The organism is Pseudocitrobacter faecalis, from assembly GCF_965231525.1.
GTDB classification, from domain to species: Bacteria; Pseudomonadota; Gammaproteobacteria; order Enterobacterales; family Enterobacteriaceae; genus Pseudocitrobacter; species Pseudocitrobacter faecalis.
Window position 1 is genome coordinate 178,107 of record NZ_CBDDNJ010000002.1, and the last position, 16,649, is coordinate 194,755.

Below are 16,649 nucleotides of genomic sequence, written 5' to 3' on the forward strand. Positions count from 1 at the left end.
GGGGTTGATATGCAATACATCAAGATCCATGCGCTGGATAACGTTGCGGTAGCATTAGCGGATTTGGCTGAAGGCACGGAAGTCACGGTCGACAACCAGACGGTAACGCTCCGTCAGGCGGTAGCGCGTGGGCATAAATTCACGTTGTGCCCTATCGCCAAAGGTGAAAACGTCATTAAGTATGGTTTACCCATTGGTCATGCGCTGGTGGATATTGCCGCGGGGGAACATATTCACTCGCACAATACGCGTACCAATCTGAGCGACCTGGATACGTATAGCTATCAACCCGATTTCCAGCCTGAAGCGGCGCAAGCGGCAGATCGCGATATCAATATTTATCGTCGCGCTAACGGTGACGTTGGGGTGCGTAACGAACTCTGGATCCTGCCGACCGTGGGCTGTGTGAACGGCATCGCCCGTCAGATCCAGACGCGTTTCCTGAAAGAGACGAATGACGCTGAAGGTACCGATGGCGTGCATCTCTTCAGCCACACTTACGGCTGCTCTCAGCTGGGCGATGACCATATTAATACCCGCACCATGCTGCAAAACATGGTGCGTCACCCTAACGCGGGCGCGGTGCTGGTGATTGGTCTCGGTTGTGAAAACAACCAGGTCGATGCCTTCCGCGAAACGCTGGGTGAGTTTGATGCCGACCGCGTCCACTTTATGATTTGCCAACACCAGGACGATGAAGTGGAAGCGGGGATTGCGCATCTCCATCAGCTGTACAACGTGATGCGTAACGATCAACGCGTACCGGGCAAGCTCAGCGAGCTGAAATTTGGCCTTGAGTGCGGTGGTTCCGATGGCCTCTCCGGGATCACCGCCAACCCGATGCTGGGTCGCTTCTCCGACTACGTGATTGCCAACGGCGGCACCACGGTGCTGACCGAAGTGCCGGAAATGTTTGGCGCGGAACAGCTCCTGATGAGCCACTGCCGTGACGAAGCGACGTTTGAGAAACTGGTCACCATGGTCAATGACTTCAAGCAGTACTTCATTGCCCATGACCAGCCTATCTACGAGAACCCATCACCGGGCAACAAGGCGGGGGGTATCACCACGCTGGAAGATAAATCGCTGGGCTGCACGCAGAAAGCGGGCTCCAGCCAGGTGGTGGATGTGCTGCGCTACGGTGAGCGTCTGAAAACGCCGGGTCTGAACCTGTTGAGTGCGCCGGGTAACGATGCGGTTGCCACCAGCGCGCTGGCGGGTGCGGGCTGCCACATGGTGCTGTTCAGTACCGGTCGCGGTACGCCGTACGGCGGTTTTGTGCCGACGGTGAAAATCGCTACCAACAGTGAACTAGCGGCGAAGAAAAAACACTGGATCGACTTCGACGCGGGTCAGTTGATTCACGGCAAAGCGATGCCGCAGCTGCTGAACGAGTTTGTGGATGCGATTGTCGATTTTGCCAACGGCAAACAGACCTGCAATGAGCGTAACGATTTCCGTGAACTGGCAATCTTTAAGAGCGGCGTCACATTGTAATAAAAATGTGATCTGATACGATAAAACGGCGTTTCACTTCCTGAAACGCCGTTTTTTTATGGTGTTCAATAAGGACTTCTCCATGACTGCGTATTGGCTTGCCCAGGGCGTAGGGGTACTCGCGTTTTTAATCGGTATCACCACTTTCATCAACCGTGATGAGCGGCGCTTTAAGTTTCAGCTCTCTCTCTACAGTGCGACGATTGGCGTGCATTTTTTTCTGATGGGGGCAATTCCGGCGGGAATGAGCGCGGAGCTCAACGTCATCCGCACCCTAATTTCGGTGTACACCCGCCGCATCTGGGTAATGTTTGTATTTATCGCCCTGACGCTGATTCTGGGGCTCAGCAAGCTGCACCACGCGATGGAACTGCTGCCCATTGCCGGTACGGTGGCCAGTACGTGGGCGTTGTTTCGTTGTAAAGGGTTGTCGGTGCGCTGCGTGATGTGGTGCTCAACGGCCTGCTGGGTTATCCATAACTTTTGGCTTGGCTCGATAGGCGGAACCATGATTGAGGGAAGTTTTCTGGTGATGAACGGCCTGAATATCATCCGTTTCTGGCGCATGCAGCGTCGCGGGATTGATCCGTTCAACGTCGAGAAGAAAGTACAGAAAGAAAGCCCCTCCGCCTGATGGCGAAGGGGAAAAGCATTAGCCCCGCAGCGCGTCCTTCGCCAGGCGAGCATCTTCTGCCTGGCAAACGGCGGCGGTGAACATCACGTCGGTGGAGGAGTTGATTGCAGTTTCGCAGGAGTCCTGCAATACGCCGATGATAAAGCCGACAGCCACCACCTGCATGGCGATTTCGTTCGGAATGCCGAACATATTGCAGGCCAGCGGGATCAGCAGCAGTGAACCCCCCGCCACACCCGATGCACCGCAGGCGCACAGGGATGCCACCACACTTAGCAGCAGCGCTGTCGGCAGGTCAACCGGAATGCCCAGTGTATGCACCGCCGCCAGTGTGAGCACGGTGATGGTAATTGCCGCGCCAGCCATATTCACTGTCGCACCCAGCGGAATGGAAACCGAGTAAGTATCGCGATCCAGATTCAGCTTCTCGCACAGCGACATATTCACTGGAATGTTCGCCGCAGAACTGCGGGTGAAGAAGGCGGTCACGCCGCTTTCACGCAGGCAGGTAAAGACCAGCGGATACGGGTTGCGGCGGATTTGCAGCCATACCAGCAGCGGGTTGATCACCAGCGCCACGACGGCCATACAGCCGACCAGCACCAGCAGAATTTGCGCGTAGCCCCACAGCGCGGAAAAACCGGTGGTGGCGAGGGTGGAAGAGACCAGGCCGAAGATACCAATTGGCGCAAAGCGAATCACCACCTTAACAATAAAGGTGACCGCGTTGGACATATCGTTGACCAGGTTTTTGGTGGTGTCATTGCTGTGACGCAGGGCGAAGCCCAGACCCACGGCCCACACCAGAATCCCGATGTAGTTCGCATTAATCAGGGCATGAATCGGGTTGGCGACGATACTCATCAGCAACCCGTGCATCACCTGTACAATACCTGTTGGCGGGGTAATGTCCGTCGCGCCGGTTGTGAGTTGAAGCGTGGAGGGGAACATAAAGCTCACCACCACCGCAGTTAACGCCGCCGAGAAGGTGCCCAGCAAATACATCCACAGAATAGGGCGGATATTGGTTTTTTGCCCTTGTTGATGGTTAGCAATCGAGGCCATCACCAGCGTGAGTACCAGTACCGGCGCGACCGCTTTCAGGGCGCCAACAAAAAGCGTACCCAGCAGGCCCGTGGCTTCCGCCGCCGGTTTGGAAATTAACGCCAGTGCGATACCCAGCACCAGACCAATCAATATTTGTTTTACCAGACTTCCCTGCGCCAGGCGGCGAAAGAAGCTGGAAGACGGAGATGTCGTCATGAATGTATTCCTTCCAGTGATGTAATGTGCCATCCCGGTTACGAGTTATTTGTCTCGTTTATGTCAGGATGTAAAAAAATGTTTGCCTGGTTGAGTATAAGGAAAGTTGGCTGGCGGGGAAGCGTAAAATGCTGGAATTTACGCGGTGCATCATATTTTTTAACTTTAGTTTTACATCGCTGCCGGGCAGCGTACTGCTGCCCGGCGGAAAAGCTTAAGCTTGCTGATTCTTCTTGTCGTTCTGGTGGTTCACCCAGGCGTTGATAAGCAGCGTCAATACCAGAATGCCGCCCACCACGCCCAGCGAAATCGCGATAGGGATGTGGTAGAAATCGACGATCAGCATCTTGATACCGATAAACACCAGGATCACTGCCAGGCCATATTTGAGCATCGAGAAGCGCTCTGCCACGCCCGCCAGCAGGAAGTACATGGCACGCAGGCCGAGGATCGCGAACAGGTTAGAGGTCAGTACGATAAACGGATCGGTGGTGACCGCGAAGATCGCCGGGATGCTATCAACGGCGAAGATAATGTCGCTGAACTCGACCAGAATCAGCACCAGTAATAGCGGTGTGGCGTAGATAACACCTTTTTGGCGCACAAAGAAATGCTCGCCCTCTATCTTATCGGTCATGCGCAGATGGCCGCGCAGCCAGCGTACCAGCGGTTTATCGCCAATGCCGCTCTCATCCTCTTTTGCCAGCGCCATCTTGATACCGGTGAACAGCAGGAATGCGCCGAACACATACAGCAGCCATTCAAACTGGGTGATAAGCCAGCTACCGGCGAAGATCATGATCGTACGCAGCACAATCGCACCTAATACACCATAAACCAGCACGCGGCGTTGCAGCGCTGCCGGAACCGAGAAGTAGCTGAACAACATCAACCAGACGAAGACGTTATCCACGGCCAGCGATTTCTCAATCAGATAACCGGTAAGGAAAGCGAGAGCCTGCGGATCGGCAACCGCGCGACCCTGAGTTTCCGCCAGATACCACCAGAAGGCAGCGTTGAACAACAACGAGAGCGTGACCCAGACGATAGACCAGGCTGCAGCCTGTTTCATGGTCATGGCGTTAGCGCCGCGTCGGCCCTGCAACATCAGGTCGATGGCTAACATAATCACGACGACGACAGCGAATCCGCCCCACAGCAACGGTGTGCCGACACTATTCATAGATATTTTCCTTACGCATAAAAAAACGGCTGATGTCGAAAGACGTCAGCCGCTGCTTTTTTATGCATAGACCTCGCCTTCCGGCAAGGTCTCACTTACAACAAAAAGTATGCCCTTCAAACGGTTATCCGAAGGTGCATACGTTTTATTGCCCGGCGACCGGATATGGTTTTTCACATATCGTAATGACGGCCCACCGGCAAGGAAGTTACTCCCCTTTGCAGGTTACAAAATATTACAGACCATCAATGGCGTCAATGGCCTGTAACATCCGTTTTACATAGCTTTACGCTGGTACCTGCTCACTGATGTCATCAGCAGGGAAGGTGACACCTGTTTGGCGGCGAATCTCCGTTTGCAGTTTTGCCGTGGTACGGCTGACGGCAAGACCCGGATGGTTCACTTCATTGGTTTCCACCAGACGGGCAAAGACCTCTGCTTCATACAGCATAGTATTAATATGCTGCGGTTGAGAGAGATCCTGCGCTTTGCCGCCGCGCGGCACGAAGGTGACTTTCTGGCATTCGGAAATCTTCTCGATGACCAGTGAACCCTCTTCGCCCTGGATTTCGCTCGGCAGCACCGAGTCACTCACTTTTGAGTGCTGCAAAGTGACGCTGAAATCGCCGTAGTCGAGCACCACCAGACCGTGTGCATCCACGCCGCTTTCCAGCAGGCTCGCCGATGCCTGTACGCCGTGCGGCTCGCCCCACAGCGCAACCGCCGAGGCCAGGCAATAAAAACCGATATCCATAATCGAACCGTTGGAGAACGCCGGATTAAAGGTATTTGGATTCTCGCCATCGAGATAACGCTGATAGCGTGAAGAGTACTGACAGTAGTTGATAAGCGCTTTACGCACCTTGCCTACTTTACTGAGCGACTGCTGCAACAGCAGGAAATTCGGCAGGCTGGCGGTTTTAAACGCCTCGAACAGCACCACCTGATTTTCGCGTGCGGTTTCAATCGCGGCTTCCACTTCGCGCAGGTTCGAGGCCAGCGGCTTCTCGCAAATTACATGCTTTTTATGGCGCAAGAACAGTTGAGTTTGTGGGAAATGGAGCGAGTTCGGGCTGGCGATGTATACCGCATCGATGGCATCGCTTTGCGCCATCGCTTCAAGCGAAGTAAAAAGATGCTCGACGGGGTAATCGTTGGCGAACGTTTGGGCCTGCTCAAGGCTGCGGGAGTAGATAGCGGTAAGCTTATATTTGCCGGTCTCGTGGGCGGCATCGACAAACTGTTTGGTTATCCAGTTTGTGCCAATAACTGCGAAACGTATCATAGACGCTGACGTGCTCCATAAAAGGGGATCTTCCTTCAATGTAGCACGCTGGCGCGACAAAATGAGTGCGCAGTAACGCACTTATTTCGTGGCGGGGCAACCGTGCTCGCTGTTCGGGCCAATCATGACCGTAGGGCCGAGATATTTGGGCTGACGGTGGAGGATTGTTGCATCAATCACTGCGCTGACGCGGGCGAGTTTTTCGCGCAGACGCACCAGCTTGCCGCGGCCTTGATCCAAATCCTCAGCGTTATAGCCGATGGCATCAATGCCATATTGCTTCGCCAGCCAGATGGCGCGTTGATTATGGAATTCCTGTGAGATAATCGTGATGTTATTTTCACCAAAGACTTTATTGGCGCGCACGACGGAGTCGAGAGTGGAGAATCCAGCGTAGTCACAGAAGATAGCGCTGGCGGGCACGCCTTTGGCGATCAACGCCTGCTGCATGCCGGAAGACTCATCGTAATTTTTACGGCTATTATCGCCGCTCACCAGCAGCCATTTTACTTTCCCGGAATGATACAGTTCCGCAGCGGCGTTAATTCGCCGGGTGAAGTAGTTGTTGCCCGGTTTGGCGCCTAACAGCAATCCCACATTACGCACAGGGATAGCGTTAACATCATTCCACGTCAGGTGCTCGCTCGTCTTGACTATCTCCCGGTTGGCGAAAAATATCATGGCAATAGCCGCAAACAATAGAAAACAGGCGAACCTGAACATGCGTCGAGAGCAAATAATGTGACGAAGAAAACGGGCTAGCGCGCGCAGCATTGAGCGTTATCCTTAACAAAAGCGGGGGGAAGACGATTGTAGACGTTAGTGGATAAAATCATAACGATCCGCTATCGATTTCAGATTTTGCCTTGCCCCAGCGACATCTGTGTCAGCCACAACCGGGTATCAAACTCCAGTTGGTGATACTGCGGCTCCATATGGCAGCAAAGCTGGTAAAACGCTTTGTCGTGCTCTTTCTCTTTCAGATGCGCTAATTCATGCACCACAATCATGCGCAGGAACGGCTCTGGCGCGGTGCGAAAAACGGTGGCAACGCGAATCTCCGCTTTGGCTTTTAGCTTTCCGCCCTGCACGCGCGAAACGGCGGTATGCAGGCCCAGCGCGTTTTTCAGCACATGGATCTTATTGTCATACATCACCTTATTAATGGGTGGCGCGTTGCGCAGATACTGGCTTTTCAGATCCTGTGTGTACTGCCACAGCGCTTTATCGGTGGCGAAATCGTGCGTGCCGGGATAGCGCTTTGCCAGCACGGTACCCAGACGCCCTTCTGCAATAAGCGTGCGCACTTGTGCCAGCAGGTGTTCCGGGTAGCCCTGGAGATAAGTTAGTTGCGTCATCACAGCCCCAAATCGGATTAAAAAGTGTATACTCACGCACCCTTTTCAGGGATAACGCCAAATTTTACCATTCTGGAGGGCCGATGAGCCACATAGACAACGGTTTCCGTTCACTGAACCTGAAACGTTTCCCGGAGACGGACGACGTCAACCCGCTACAGGCGTGGGAAGCGGCGGATGAGTATCTGCTGCAGCAGTTGGACGACACCGAAATCAACGGCCCGGTCCTGATTTTTAACGACAGCTTCGGTGCACTGAGCTGCGCGCTGGCAGAGCATAAGCCGTACAGCATCGGCGACTCTTACGTCAGCGAGCTGGGCACGCGTGAAAACCTGCGCCATAACGACATTGACGAATCCAGCGTCAGATTTCTCGACAGCACCGCAGAATATCCATCCGCGCCTGCCGTTGTGCTGATTAAAATCCCGAAAACGCTGGCGCTGCTGGAGCAACAACTGCGCGCGCTGCGTGAGGTCGTGACCCCGCAAACCCGCATTATCGGCGGTGCGAAAGCGCGTGATATTCATAACTCTACGCTGGCGCTGTTCGAGAAAATCCTCGGCACCACGACCACCACACTTGCGTGGAAAAAAGCGCGCCTGATCAACTGCACCTTCACGAAGCCGGCGCTGGCCGATGAGTCGCAAATCGTGAGTTGGCCGCTGGAAGGTACCTCGTGGACCATTCATAACCACGCGAATGTCTTCTCTCGCACCGGTCTGGATATCGGCGCACGCTTCTTTATCGAGCATCTGCCGGAAAACCTGGAAGGTGAGATTGTTGATCTCGGCTGTGGCAACGGGGTGATTGGCATGACGCTGCTGGAAAAAAATCCAGAAGCGACGGTGGTATTTGTGGATGAATCACCGATGGCGGTCGCCTCCAGCCGCCTTAACGTTGAAAGTAACCTGCCGGACGCGATTGACCGCTGCGAGTTTATGATCAACAACGCGCTCTCTGGCGTCGAACCGTTCCGCTTCAACGCGGTACTGTGCAACCCGCCGTTCCACCAGCAGCATGCGTTGACCGATAATGTGGCCTGGGAAATGTTCCATCATGCACGTCGCTGCCTGAAAATTAACGGTGAGCTGTATATCGTAGCTAACCGTCATCTCGACTATTTCCATAAGCTGAAGAAGATTTTCGGCAACTGCACCACTATCGCCACCAACAGCAAGTTTGTGGTGCTGAAAGCGGTGAAGCTGGGGCGTCGTCGTTAAGGCGAATCCTTCATTCCGGCCCTCTCCCATAGGGAGAGGGAGCAAAACCTTCGCTTCTGGAAGCGTGCTCGCAGCATTAAAATTCTCCATTTCCCTTCTCTTGTATCGCTCTGTTTGAAGCGTAATCTCATTTCGCCATGATGATCTAACGTATTGCCAATTTGGCAACATGCGTTATGATATTGCCAATTTGTCAACGGAGTTGATGAAGAATGCACTTGATAACACAAAAAGCGTTGAAAGATGCAGCCGAAAGATTTCCCCGGCATGCGATGGAAATCCTCGCGCTGGGGAAGGCGGTTTCGAAAGGATACTTCAGGACGCCTGAGGCACTAAAGGGGCTTTTCCCCTCTCTGGATAATCTTAAATACCTGGATAAACATTATGTTATCGACATTGGCGGAAACGAATTACGCGTCATTGTGATGATTTTTTTTGATTCGCAGAAGTTTTATGTTCGGCATGTCTTCACACATAAAGAGTACGACAGGTTTACGGCGGAACATCGAAGAAGGGGAAAAAAATGATGGTCATTTCTGATGTACTCAAGGCGGGTGAAAAGCTCACCAAAGCCGCTCCTTTTTTGGCAGGGATCCAGAATGACGAGCAATATAAAGAAGCGCTCATACTGATTGAGCATCTGTTGCTTAACGATCCTGATAACCCACTCGTTGACCTCGTGTGCGCAAAAATCACGGCCTGGGAGACATCCGCACCGGAATTTGCTGAATTTAATGCGAGGCTTGAAGCGATGCCAGCAGGCATAGCGGTAATCCGTACGTTAATGGATCAGTACGGATTAACGTTATCCGGTCTTCCCGAAATTGGTAGCAAATCGATGGTATCGCGAGTTCTTAACGGACAAAGGAAGCTAACCCTTGAACACGCGAAAAAGCTGGCGGCCCGTTTTGGTATTTCACCGGCGTTGTTCATTGATTAAGGCATCGCAGCCCTAACACCACGCACGCTAGATCCCCTCTCCCTCATGGAGAGGGTTTCATATCTCCAGTGCCAGCTTAGTCCCCTGCGCGATTGCCCGCCGCGCGTCCAGCTCCATTGCCACATCGCAGCCGCCAATCAAATGCACGATTTTCCCGGCTTCTGCCAGCGGCTGCGCCAGCGCGCGCTGTGGATCCTGCCCGGCACAGATCACCACATGATCCACCCTCAACACCTGCGCTTCATCGCCGATCGTGATATGTAGCCCTTCGTCGTCTACCTTCTGATAACGCACCGCCGGGATCATCTTCACACCGCGCGACAGCAGCGTTGCCCGGTGGATCCAGCCGGTGGTTTTGCCGAGCCCATCGCCGGGTTTACTGGCTTTACGCTGAAGCATCACGATCTTGCGTGGGCTCTTCGGCAGTAGCGCGCCTTCCGGACGCAGGCCGCCCGGCTGTTGCAGCGTGGTGTCGATGCCCCATTCCTGACAAAATTCCGCAATATTCTGGCTGGTAGAAACGCCTGGCTGACTTAAATACATCGCGGTATCAAAGCCAATGCCGCCGCAGCCGATAATGGCCACCGAATTTCCCACTGGAACTTTATCGCGCAGCACCTGGAGATAGGTCAGCACTTTGGGATGGTCGATCCCGTCAATCGCGGGTATGCGCGGGACGATCCCGCAGGCGAGGATCGTTTCATCAAATGCCTGGAGATGATCCGCCGTGACGAGATGATTCAGTTTAAGCGTCACGCCCGTGACGTCGATCATCCGCCGGTAGTAACGCAACGTTTCGTAAAATTCTTCTTTGCCGGGGATCTGTTTGGCGATATTAAACTGCCCGCCAATTTCGCTATGTGCATCAAACAGCGTGACCTGATGCCCGCGTGCGGCGGCGTTGATGGCAAACGCCAATCCGGCCGGGCCCGCACCCACGACGGCGAGATTTTTCTTTTTTAGCGCCGGGACAATCGGCATTTTGGTTTCATGGCAGGCGCGGGGATTCACCAGGCAGGAGGTAACCTTGCCGACGAAAATCTGATCGAGGCACGCCTGATTGCAGCCGATACAGGTGTTGATCTCATCGGCGCGGCCCGCCTGCGCTTTTGACAGCAATTCGGCGTCGGCCAGGAATGGACGCGCCATCGATACCATGTCTGCATCACCGCGCGCCAGAATATCCTCCGCGACCTGAGGATCGTTGATGCGGTTGGTGGTCACCAGCGGGATCGCGACGTGGCCTTTTAGCTTGCGCGTGACCCAACTGAATGCCCCGCGCGGCACCGGTGTGGCGATGGTGGGGATACGCGCTTCGTGCCAGCCAATGCCGGTATTAATGATTGTCGCCCCTGCTGCTTCAATGGCCTGCGCCAGTTGTACGGTTTCATCAAATGCGCCGCCGCCTTCCACCAGATCCAGCATTGAGAGGCGGAAGATGATAATGAAATCTTTGCCCACGCGTTCACGAACCGCGCGCACCACTTCCACGGCAAAGCGCATCCGGCGCGGATAGTCGCCGCCCCATTCGTCATCGCGATGATTGGTGCGTGCCGCCAGAAATTCGTTAATCAGGTAGCCTTCTGAACCCATTACTTCCACGCCATCATAGCCCGCTTCCCGCGCCAGTTGGGCGCAACGGGCGAAATCATCAATCAGCACGAGAATTTCGTCGTGCGTCAAAGCATGGGGCGTAAAGCGGTTGATCGGTGCCTGAATGGCCGAAGGCGCCACCAGATGCGGCTGGTAGCTGTAGCGCCCGGTGTGCAGGATTTGCAGGGCGATTTTGCCGCCCTCCTGATGCACCGCATCCGTCACCAGACGATGCTGAGGAAGCTGGCTGGCATCACTCAGCACCGCACCGCCTTCCATGCCCACGCCGGAAAGTGCCGGTGCGACGCCACCGGTGACAATCAATGCCACGCCGTGATGCGCCCGTTCAGCATAGAAAGCCGCCAGACGTTCTGCACCCTCCGCATGTTCTTCCAGCCCGGTGTGCATCGACCCCATCAGGACGCGGTTTTTAAGGGTAGTGAAGCCCAAATTCAGCGGGGCAAACAGCGACGGATAGCTCATAAGATTGTCCAGTATGTAAAATTATTGTTATGTGGTCGGATGAGTTTAATTTAGCCGTCGGCGTCAAAAAGGGAAAAGGGGAATGTGGGGATTGTGATGGGATTCAAAGAACGCCCCCATGAGTGACATGGGGGCGTGCGATTTAGTGTTCGGTCGTGACCTGTTTTTCAACACGCAGCGACGCCAGTGCCTTACGCGCCGCCTTCAGCACCAGTTCGCATTGCTCGATAGTCAGCGTCAGTGGTGGCTCAATGCGGATAGTTTTGGCATTGTTGAGCGTTCCGGCAACCAGCACACGCTGGCGGAACATTTCGCTCGCGAAGCTGTAGCCAATTTCGTTATCAACAAATTCTATGGCCATCAGCATTCCTTTGCCGCGCGCTTCCCGCACCACGTCCGGGTATTCACGCGCCAGGCTGCGGAAGCCGTCCAGCAGCATGTCACCTTTCTGCTCTGCCTGTGCCGGGAGGTTTTCCGTCAACAGCACGTTGATGGTCGCCAGCGCCGCCGCACAGGCCAGCGGGTTACCGCCAAAGGTGGTGGTGTGCAGGAACGGATTATCGAACAGCACCGAAAAGACCTCTTCGGTGGCGATGGTCGCGCCGATTGGCATCACGCCGCCGCCGAGCGCTTTCGCCAGGCACAGAATGTCCGGCTGCACGTTTTCGTGCTCGCAGGCAAACATTTTGCCCGTGCGGCCCATCCCGGTTTGCACTTCATCGAAGATCAATAACGCACCAAACTCATCGCACAGCTTGCGTACCGCCGGCAGATAACCCGGCGGTGGCAGGATCACACCGCCTTCACCCTGGATAGGTTCCAGGATCACCGCCGCCACGTCATCGCCAGTTTTCTGGCATTCAGAGAGCGCCAGACGCATAGCGTCAATGTTGCCAAACGGCACATGACGGAAGCCTGGCAGCAGCGGCATAAATGGTTTACGGAACGTGGATTTCGCCGTGGCCGAGAGTGCGCCGAGTGATTTGCCATGAAACGCGCCGCTGGTGGCGATGAAGGTGAATTTACCGCGTGGCGACTGGTACGCTTTGGCAAGCTTAAGCGCCGCTTCCACGGATTCGGTGCCACTGTTGCTGAAGAAACTGTACTTCAGTTTCCCCGGAGCCAGCGCGGCCAGCGTTTTTGCCAGCATCGCCCGAAGCGGGTCGAGCAGTTCCTGGCTATGTAGCGGTTGTTTGACGAGCTGATTCTGTACGGCGGAAACCACAACTGGATTACGGTGCCCCACGTTGAAAATGCCAAAGCCACCCAGGCAATCAATAAACTCCTGTCCCTGGGTGTCGACAAGCGTATTCAGACTCCCCGCTTGCCACTCTACGGCTCCGTAATCCCCGCCAGCAGTTACAGATTTTCGATACTCCAGAAACCCCGGATTCACGTGCTCTTTAAAGTATTCTCTGACCTCCTGGTTAAGTGCTTTCATCTCCTCATGATCAAGCGTGCGCTTTTCAATGAGATTCAGGGCGTGTGCGCTACAGGCCAAAGCCGATGCGCTGGAAGGTAACCTGTTCAAAATATGCTCCCGGGGCTCACGTATCACACGATACTGAATTAAGTATTGCAGGGAATGCGCCACTTCGAAGCGGGCGCTGAAAATCGGGATAAACACCAGGGAGAAATGCAGTTGCACAATATTTAATCGTCCAGCAGCCGCATGGCCGCAGGAGAAGGGGAAATACCCTCTCGCCAGAATGGGGCGAATTGCGCGAAAACGGGGCGGATCGTGCGCCATTTTGACGCATCAGAGAATATATCCTCTAAAAATGCGAGCTGAATCGAGATTAACGAATAAAGCTAATGTATTCACCGCCGACATACCCTTTACACAATAAGCCTTATTACCGGCAAGGATACCTGCATGTCTTCACAAACCTGGGTTAGTCAGCGTGAATACCCGCTGGATGAACACACGACCTTAATGTCGACCTCCGACCTTAACAGCTACGTCACCCACGTGAACGATGCGTTCATTCAGGTGAGTGGTTACAGCCTCGAAGAAATTAGCGGTCAGCCGCATAATCTGGTGCGCCATCCGGATATGCCAAAAGCGGCGTTTGCCGATATGTGGTACACCCTGAAGCAGGGCGAGCCCTGGAGCGCTATCGTTAAAAACCGGCGTAAAAATGGTGACCATTATTGGGTGCGCGCGAACGCCATCCCAATGGTGCGACAAGGCAAAGTGACCGGCTATATGTCAATTCGTACCCAGGCGACACCGGAAGAAATCGCGGTCACGGAGCCGCTTTATCGGGCGCTTAAAGAGGGGCGAAGCCACAAACGCCTGCACAAAGGAATGGTGGTGAGTAAACGCTGGTGGGGCAAGCTGCCCGCGATGCCGCTGCGTTGGCGCGTGCGGTCTATTATGACGTGTGTTTTTATCCTGCTGGCAGGAATGTTGTTGGCGACGCATACATCGTGGATACCATTATTGGCTACGGCATTGCTGACTGTCTTCGCCACGGTAGTTTTGGAAGCACAGATCGTGCGTCCGATAGAGAATGTCGCACGTCAGGCATTAAGCGTGGCGACGGGGGGGCGTAACAGCGTGCAGCATCTCAAGCGTAGCGATGAGCTGGGGCTGATTCTGCGATCTGTCGGGCAACTGGGGCTTATCTGTCGTTGGCTGAAAAATGATGTCGCAAGCCAGGTCTCCAGTGTCAGTCAGGGAAGCGATACCTTAGCCAGAGGCAATGATGTCCTTAACGAACGCACCCGCCAAACGGTGGTCAATGTTCAGCAGACGGTGGCGACAATGAATGAGATGAACGCCTCGGTGCAAAGCAATTCGCAAACGGCGGCGGCAGCCGATAAACTCTCAATTGCCGCCAGTGGCGCGGCCGAGCAGGGCGGGCAGGCGATGCAGGGCGTCGTCAGAACGATGGATGAAATTGCCGACAGCACGCAGCGCATTGGCTCCATCACCACGCTGATTAATGATATCGCCTTCCAGACCAATATCCTGGCGCTCAACGCTGCGGTCGAAGCCGCGCGAGCGGGCGATCAGGGGAAAGGTTTTGCCGTGGTGGCAGGGGAAGTACGGCAGTTGGCGAGCCGCAGCGCTACGGCGGCGAACGATATTCGTAAGTTGATTGAAGCCAGCGCCAGCAAAGTGCATTCCGGTGCCGATCAGGTTCATGCGGCGGGGCGGGTGATGAACGATATTCTGGCGCAGGTGCAGAATGTGACGCAGTTGATCGCGCAGATCAGCCAGTCGACCTCAGAACAGGCCAACGGGCTGTCAGATATAACCCGCGCGGTAGCGGAACTGGATGCCATTACGCAGAAAAATGCCGGGCTGGTCGCGGAAAGCGCGAATGTATCGGCGATGGTAAAACATCGCGCCAGCCGGCTGCAGGACGCCGTGACGGTTCTGCATTAATCGAGCTGCGAAATCTCCAGCGCCGCGCGGTCGATCACGCCCACAATCTGTTTTAGCTGCGCGTCGCTGAGTTCGCTTTGGTTCACTTTCAGGTTCAGTACGGCCTTAAAGTTTTCCAGCGCGCGCTTCATTTGCGGATCTTTGCGCAGTTCGTGGCCGACCATCCGGGCTTTAAGTTTTAGCTGAACCTGCTCCAGCACCTCTTTGTTTTCCGCCAGCATGTTGCTGCCTTCCCCGGTGATGGCGATTTTTTTGCGTCCACCGTCTTCTTCCTGGATGGTGATCAGCCCCTGATCCTGCAACAGATCGAGCGTCGGGTAGATCACACCAGGACTTGGGCTGTAGCTGCCCTGGGTCATGTTTTCGATCTCTTTGATCAGTTCATAACCGTGACTGGCGTTGCGGGAAAGAATATCCAACACCACCAGGCGCAGCTCGCCGTGGCCGAAGAAACGTTGACGACGCCCGCCGCCAAAACCGCCTCCACCGCCGTGACGACCTTCACCACGACATTCGCGCTCACCATGGCATTCACGACCACCGCGTCCACCGCGGCCAAACTCTGAAAAGTGTCTCAACATTTTTAACCTTATCTTGTTTTCGATATATCTAACTTATATCTAAATGTATATCTTTAGCAAGGTGGGGATGCGGTTAACTTTCATCTTCATGAAATATAAATAATTAATTTGGGTTTGAAGGTTTTTTTGTGCGAAAGGATAACTATATCTTAAAAAAGACTTGCTTTCTGTCTAACTGGCAATCATTATCATTTGCATCAAGTTTAGATATATCTGTTTTTCACGAAGGCGACTGATAACACCACTATGAAAGAAAAAAAATACCCCCAGCGCGTGCGTAATGAGCTGCGTTTTCGCGAATTGACCGTGTTACGTGTGGAGCGCATTGGCGCAGGTTTCCAGCGGATCGTGCTGGGCGGCGAGTCGCTGGAAGGCTTCTCCTCACGCGGCTTTGACGATCACACTAAACTGTTTTTTCCTCAGGCAGGCGAACGTATCGCTCCGCCGACCATGACCGACGAAGGGATCGTCTGGCCGGAAGGTGTCCGTCCGCAGTCGCGTGATTACACACCGCTCTACAACGCGGAGCGCCACGAACTGGCCTATGACTTCTTTATTCATGATGGCGGCGTGGCAAGTTCATGGGCAATGAATGCCCGCGTGGGTGACACGCTGACGATTGGCGGGCCGCGCGGTTCGCTGGTGGTGCCGGAGGATTACGCCTGGCAGCTTTACGTCTGTGATGAGTCCGGGATGCCCGCACTGCGCCGCCGCCTGGAAAGCCTGCGCTCGCTGCCGACGCGTCCACAGGTAAAAGCGATTGTGACTATCGCGGATGAGGCGTATCAGGACTATCTGGCGGAATTCAGTGAGTTCGATATCGACTGGGTGATTGGTCATCGCGAGCAGGCAGTGGCCGATAAGCTGGCGACGCTGGACGTTCCAACAGAAGACTATTTTATCTGGGTGACCGGGGAAGGCGCGGTGGCGAAATCGCTGGTTGGCCGTTTTGAAACCAACGCGATTGATCAACAGTTGGTGCGAACTCAGGCGTACTGGCATAAGAAGTAAGTGCGCTTTTTGTCGGGTGGCGCTTCGCTTACCCGACCTACAAAAAACGGCAAAGCTTTGCAAAAAATAAGCTTATTGCCCCACCCGGCGCGGTGACTTACTTATAACTCCCCGTAATAACACATTCCTTTTTGTTGTTTGCTATCTGTCACTCATTCCCGATATCGTCTGGACGTCCATACTTCTAAACCGCTATTTGGCAGA

15 protein-coding genes are annotated in these 16,649 nt (G+C 54.4%); 7 read left to right on the plus strand and 8 right to left on the minus strand.

All coding sequences use genetic code 11. From position 1 onward, the window contains the following. Positions 1–9: 9 nt before the first annotated feature. Together ACOXYR_RS01505 and ACOXYR_RS01510 are read left to right on the plus strand one after the other, a co-directional pair. Positions 10–1,497 (plus strand): UxaA family hydrolase, encoded by a 1,488-nt coding sequence (locus ACOXYR_RS01505; protein WP_108475038.1) that lies wholly within the window; start codon positions 10–12, stop codon positions 1,495–1,497. Between the two features lie 82 nt (positions 1,498–1,579). Then, positions 1,580–2,131: a YgjV family protein gene (locus tag ACOXYR_RS01510; protein ID WP_108475039.1), complete on the plus strand. Its 552-nt coding sequence runs from the start codon at positions 1,580–1,582 to the stop codon at positions 2,129–2,131. Positions 2,132–2,149: 18 nt separating this feature from the next. Here ACOXYR_RS01510 and sstT read toward each other — a convergent pair whose 3' ends face one another. The 5 genes from sstT to ACOXYR_RS01535 form a co-directional block, all read right to left on the minus strand. Continuing rightward, entirely contained in the window at positions 2,150–3,394 is a 1,245-nt protein-coding gene (sstT, locus tag ACOXYR_RS01515; protein ID WP_189624191.1) for a serine/threonine transporter SstT, read from the minus strand. Positions 3,395–3,608: 214 nt separating this feature from the next. Then, positions 3,609–4,577, minus strand: a complete 969-nt coding sequence (locus ACOXYR_RS01520) for a TerC family protein (protein ID WP_108475041.1) — start codon at positions 4,575–4,577, stop codon at positions 3,609–3,611. Between the two features lie 286 nt (positions 4,578–4,863). Then, positions 4,864–5,862 carry a Gfo/Idh/MocA family protein gene (locus tag ACOXYR_RS01525; RefSeq protein WP_108475042.1) on the minus strand — a complete coding sequence of 333 codons (999 nt, stop codon included), beginning with the start codon at positions 5,860–5,862 and terminating at the stop codon, positions 4,864–4,866. An 81-nt stretch (positions 5,863–5,943) separates the two neighbouring features. After that, complete coding sequence (locus ACOXYR_RS01530; protein ID WP_108475043.1) at positions 5,944–6,636, minus strand: SanA/YdcF family protein; 693 nt, start codon at positions 6,634–6,636, stop codon at positions 5,944–5,946. An 80-nt stretch (positions 6,637–6,716) separates the two neighbouring features. After that, complete coding sequence (locus tag ACOXYR_RS01535) at positions 6,717–7,220, minus strand: M48 family metallopeptidase (RefSeq protein WP_108475044.1); 504 nt, start codon at positions 7,218–7,220, stop codon at positions 6,717–6,719. Positions 7,221–7,303: 83 nt separating this feature from the next. On the opposite strand from ACOXYR_RS01535, the gene rlmG reads away from it, so the two are divergent. From rlmG to ACOXYR_RS01550, 3 genes are all read left to right on the plus strand, one after another. Next, positions 7,304–8,440: a 23S rRNA (guanine(1835)-N(2))-methyltransferase RlmG gene (gene rlmG, locus ACOXYR_RS01540; RefSeq protein WP_108475045.1), complete on the plus strand. Its 1,137-nt coding sequence runs from the start codon at positions 7,304–7,306 to the stop codon at positions 8,438–8,440. A 212-nt stretch (positions 8,441–8,652) separates the two neighbouring features. Then, positions 8,653–8,967 (plus strand): type II toxin-antitoxin system HigB family toxin, encoded by a 315-nt coding sequence (locus ACOXYR_RS01545; protein WP_108475046.1) that lies wholly within the window; start codon positions 8,653–8,655, stop codon positions 8,965–8,967. Next, entirely contained in the window at positions 8,964–9,380 is a 417-nt protein-coding gene (locus ACOXYR_RS01550) for a helix-turn-helix domain-containing protein (protein WP_421355402.1), read from the plus strand. Before ACOXYR_RS01545 ends, ACOXYR_RS01550 begins: the two co-directional genes overlap by 4 nt. A gap of 57 nt (positions 9,381–9,437) precedes the next feature. On the opposite strand, the gene ACOXYR_RS01555 is transcribed toward ACOXYR_RS01550, so the two are convergent. Beyond that, complete coding sequence (locus ACOXYR_RS01555) at positions 9,438–11,456, minus strand: oxidoreductase (protein ID WP_421355401.1); 2,019 nt, start codon at positions 11,454–11,456, stop codon at positions 9,438–9,440. A gap of 142 nt (positions 11,457–11,598) precedes the next feature. Beyond that, the gene (gene ygjG, locus ACOXYR_RS01560; RefSeq protein WP_199538649.1) at positions 11,599–12,987 is read right to left on the minus strand and encodes a putrescine aminotransferase; all 1,389 of its coding nucleotides are present in this window, start codon (positions 12,985–12,987) and stop codon (positions 11,599–11,601) included. 345 nt (positions 12,988–13,332) lie between these two features. On the opposite strand from ygjG, the gene ACOXYR_RS01565 reads away from it, so the two are divergent. After that, complete coding sequence (locus ACOXYR_RS01565; protein WP_113858941.1) at positions 13,333–14,853, plus strand: methyl-accepting chemotaxis protein; 1,521 nt, start codon at positions 13,333–13,335, stop codon at positions 14,851–14,853. Here the strand turns inward: ACOXYR_RS01565 and ACOXYR_RS01570 are convergent. Further along, positions 14,850–15,431: a PadR family transcriptional regulator gene (locus ACOXYR_RS01570; RefSeq protein ID WP_421355443.1), complete on the minus strand. Its 582-nt coding sequence runs from the start codon at positions 15,429–15,431 to the stop codon at positions 14,850–14,852. The genes ACOXYR_RS01565 and ACOXYR_RS01570 overlap by 4 nt on opposite strands. A gap of 249 nt (positions 15,432–15,680) precedes the next feature. Between ACOXYR_RS01570 and ACOXYR_RS01575 the strand changes: the two genes are divergently transcribed. Continuing rightward, entirely contained in the window at positions 15,681–16,445 is a 765-nt protein-coding gene (locus ACOXYR_RS01575; protein WP_421355400.1) for a siderophore-interacting protein, read from the plus strand. Positions 16,446–16,649 lie beyond the last annotated feature (204 nt).

Coding starts and splice junctions, on each gene's coding strand:
- ACOXYR_RS01505 (WP_108475038.1), top strand. CDS start 10: ATGCAATACATCAAGATCCATGCGCTGGATAACGTTGCGGTAGCATTA.
- ACOXYR_RS01510 (WP_108475039.1), top strand. CDS start 1,580: ATGACTGCGTATTGGCTTGCCCAGGGCGTAGGGGTACTCGCGTTTTTA.
- sstT (WP_189624191.1), bottom strand. CDS start 3,394: ATGACGACATCTCCGTCTTCCAGCTTCTTTCGCCGCCTGGCGCAGGGA.
- ACOXYR_RS01520 (WP_108475041.1), bottom strand. CDS start 4,577: ATGAATAGTGTCGGCACACCGTTGCTGTGGGGCGGATTCGCTGTCGTC.
- ACOXYR_RS01525 (WP_108475042.1), bottom strand. CDS start 5,862: ATGATACGTTTCGCAGTTATTGGCACAAACTGGATAACCAAACAGTTT.
- ACOXYR_RS01530 (WP_108475043.1), bottom strand. CDS start 6,636: ATGCTGCGCGCGCTAGCCCGTTTTCTTCGTCACATTATTTGCTCTCGA.
- ACOXYR_RS01535 (WP_108475044.1), bottom strand. CDS start 7,220: ATGACGCAACTAACTTATCTCCAGGGCTACCCGGAACACCTGCTGGCA.
- rlmG (WP_108475045.1), top strand. CDS start 7,304: ATGAGCCACATAGACAACGGTTTCCGTTCACTGAACCTGAAACGTTTC.
- ACOXYR_RS01545 (WP_108475046.1), top strand. CDS start 8,653: ATGCACTTGATAACACAAAAAGCGTTGAAAGATGCAGCCGAAAGATTT.
- ACOXYR_RS01550 (WP_421355402.1), top strand. CDS start 8,964: ATGATGGTCATTTCTGATGTACTCAAGGCGGGTGAAAAGCTCACCAAA.
- ACOXYR_RS01555 (WP_421355401.1), bottom strand. CDS start 11,456: ATGAGCTATCCGTCGCTGTTTGCCCCGCTGAATTTGGGCTTCACTACC.
- ACOXYR_RS01565 (WP_113858941.1), top strand. CDS start 13,333: ATGTCTTCACAAACCTGGGTTAGTCAGCGTGAATACCCGCTGGATGAA.
- ACOXYR_RS01575 (WP_421355400.1), top strand. CDS start 15,681: ATGAAAGAAAAAAAATACCCCCAGCGCGTGCGTAATGAGCTGCGTTTT.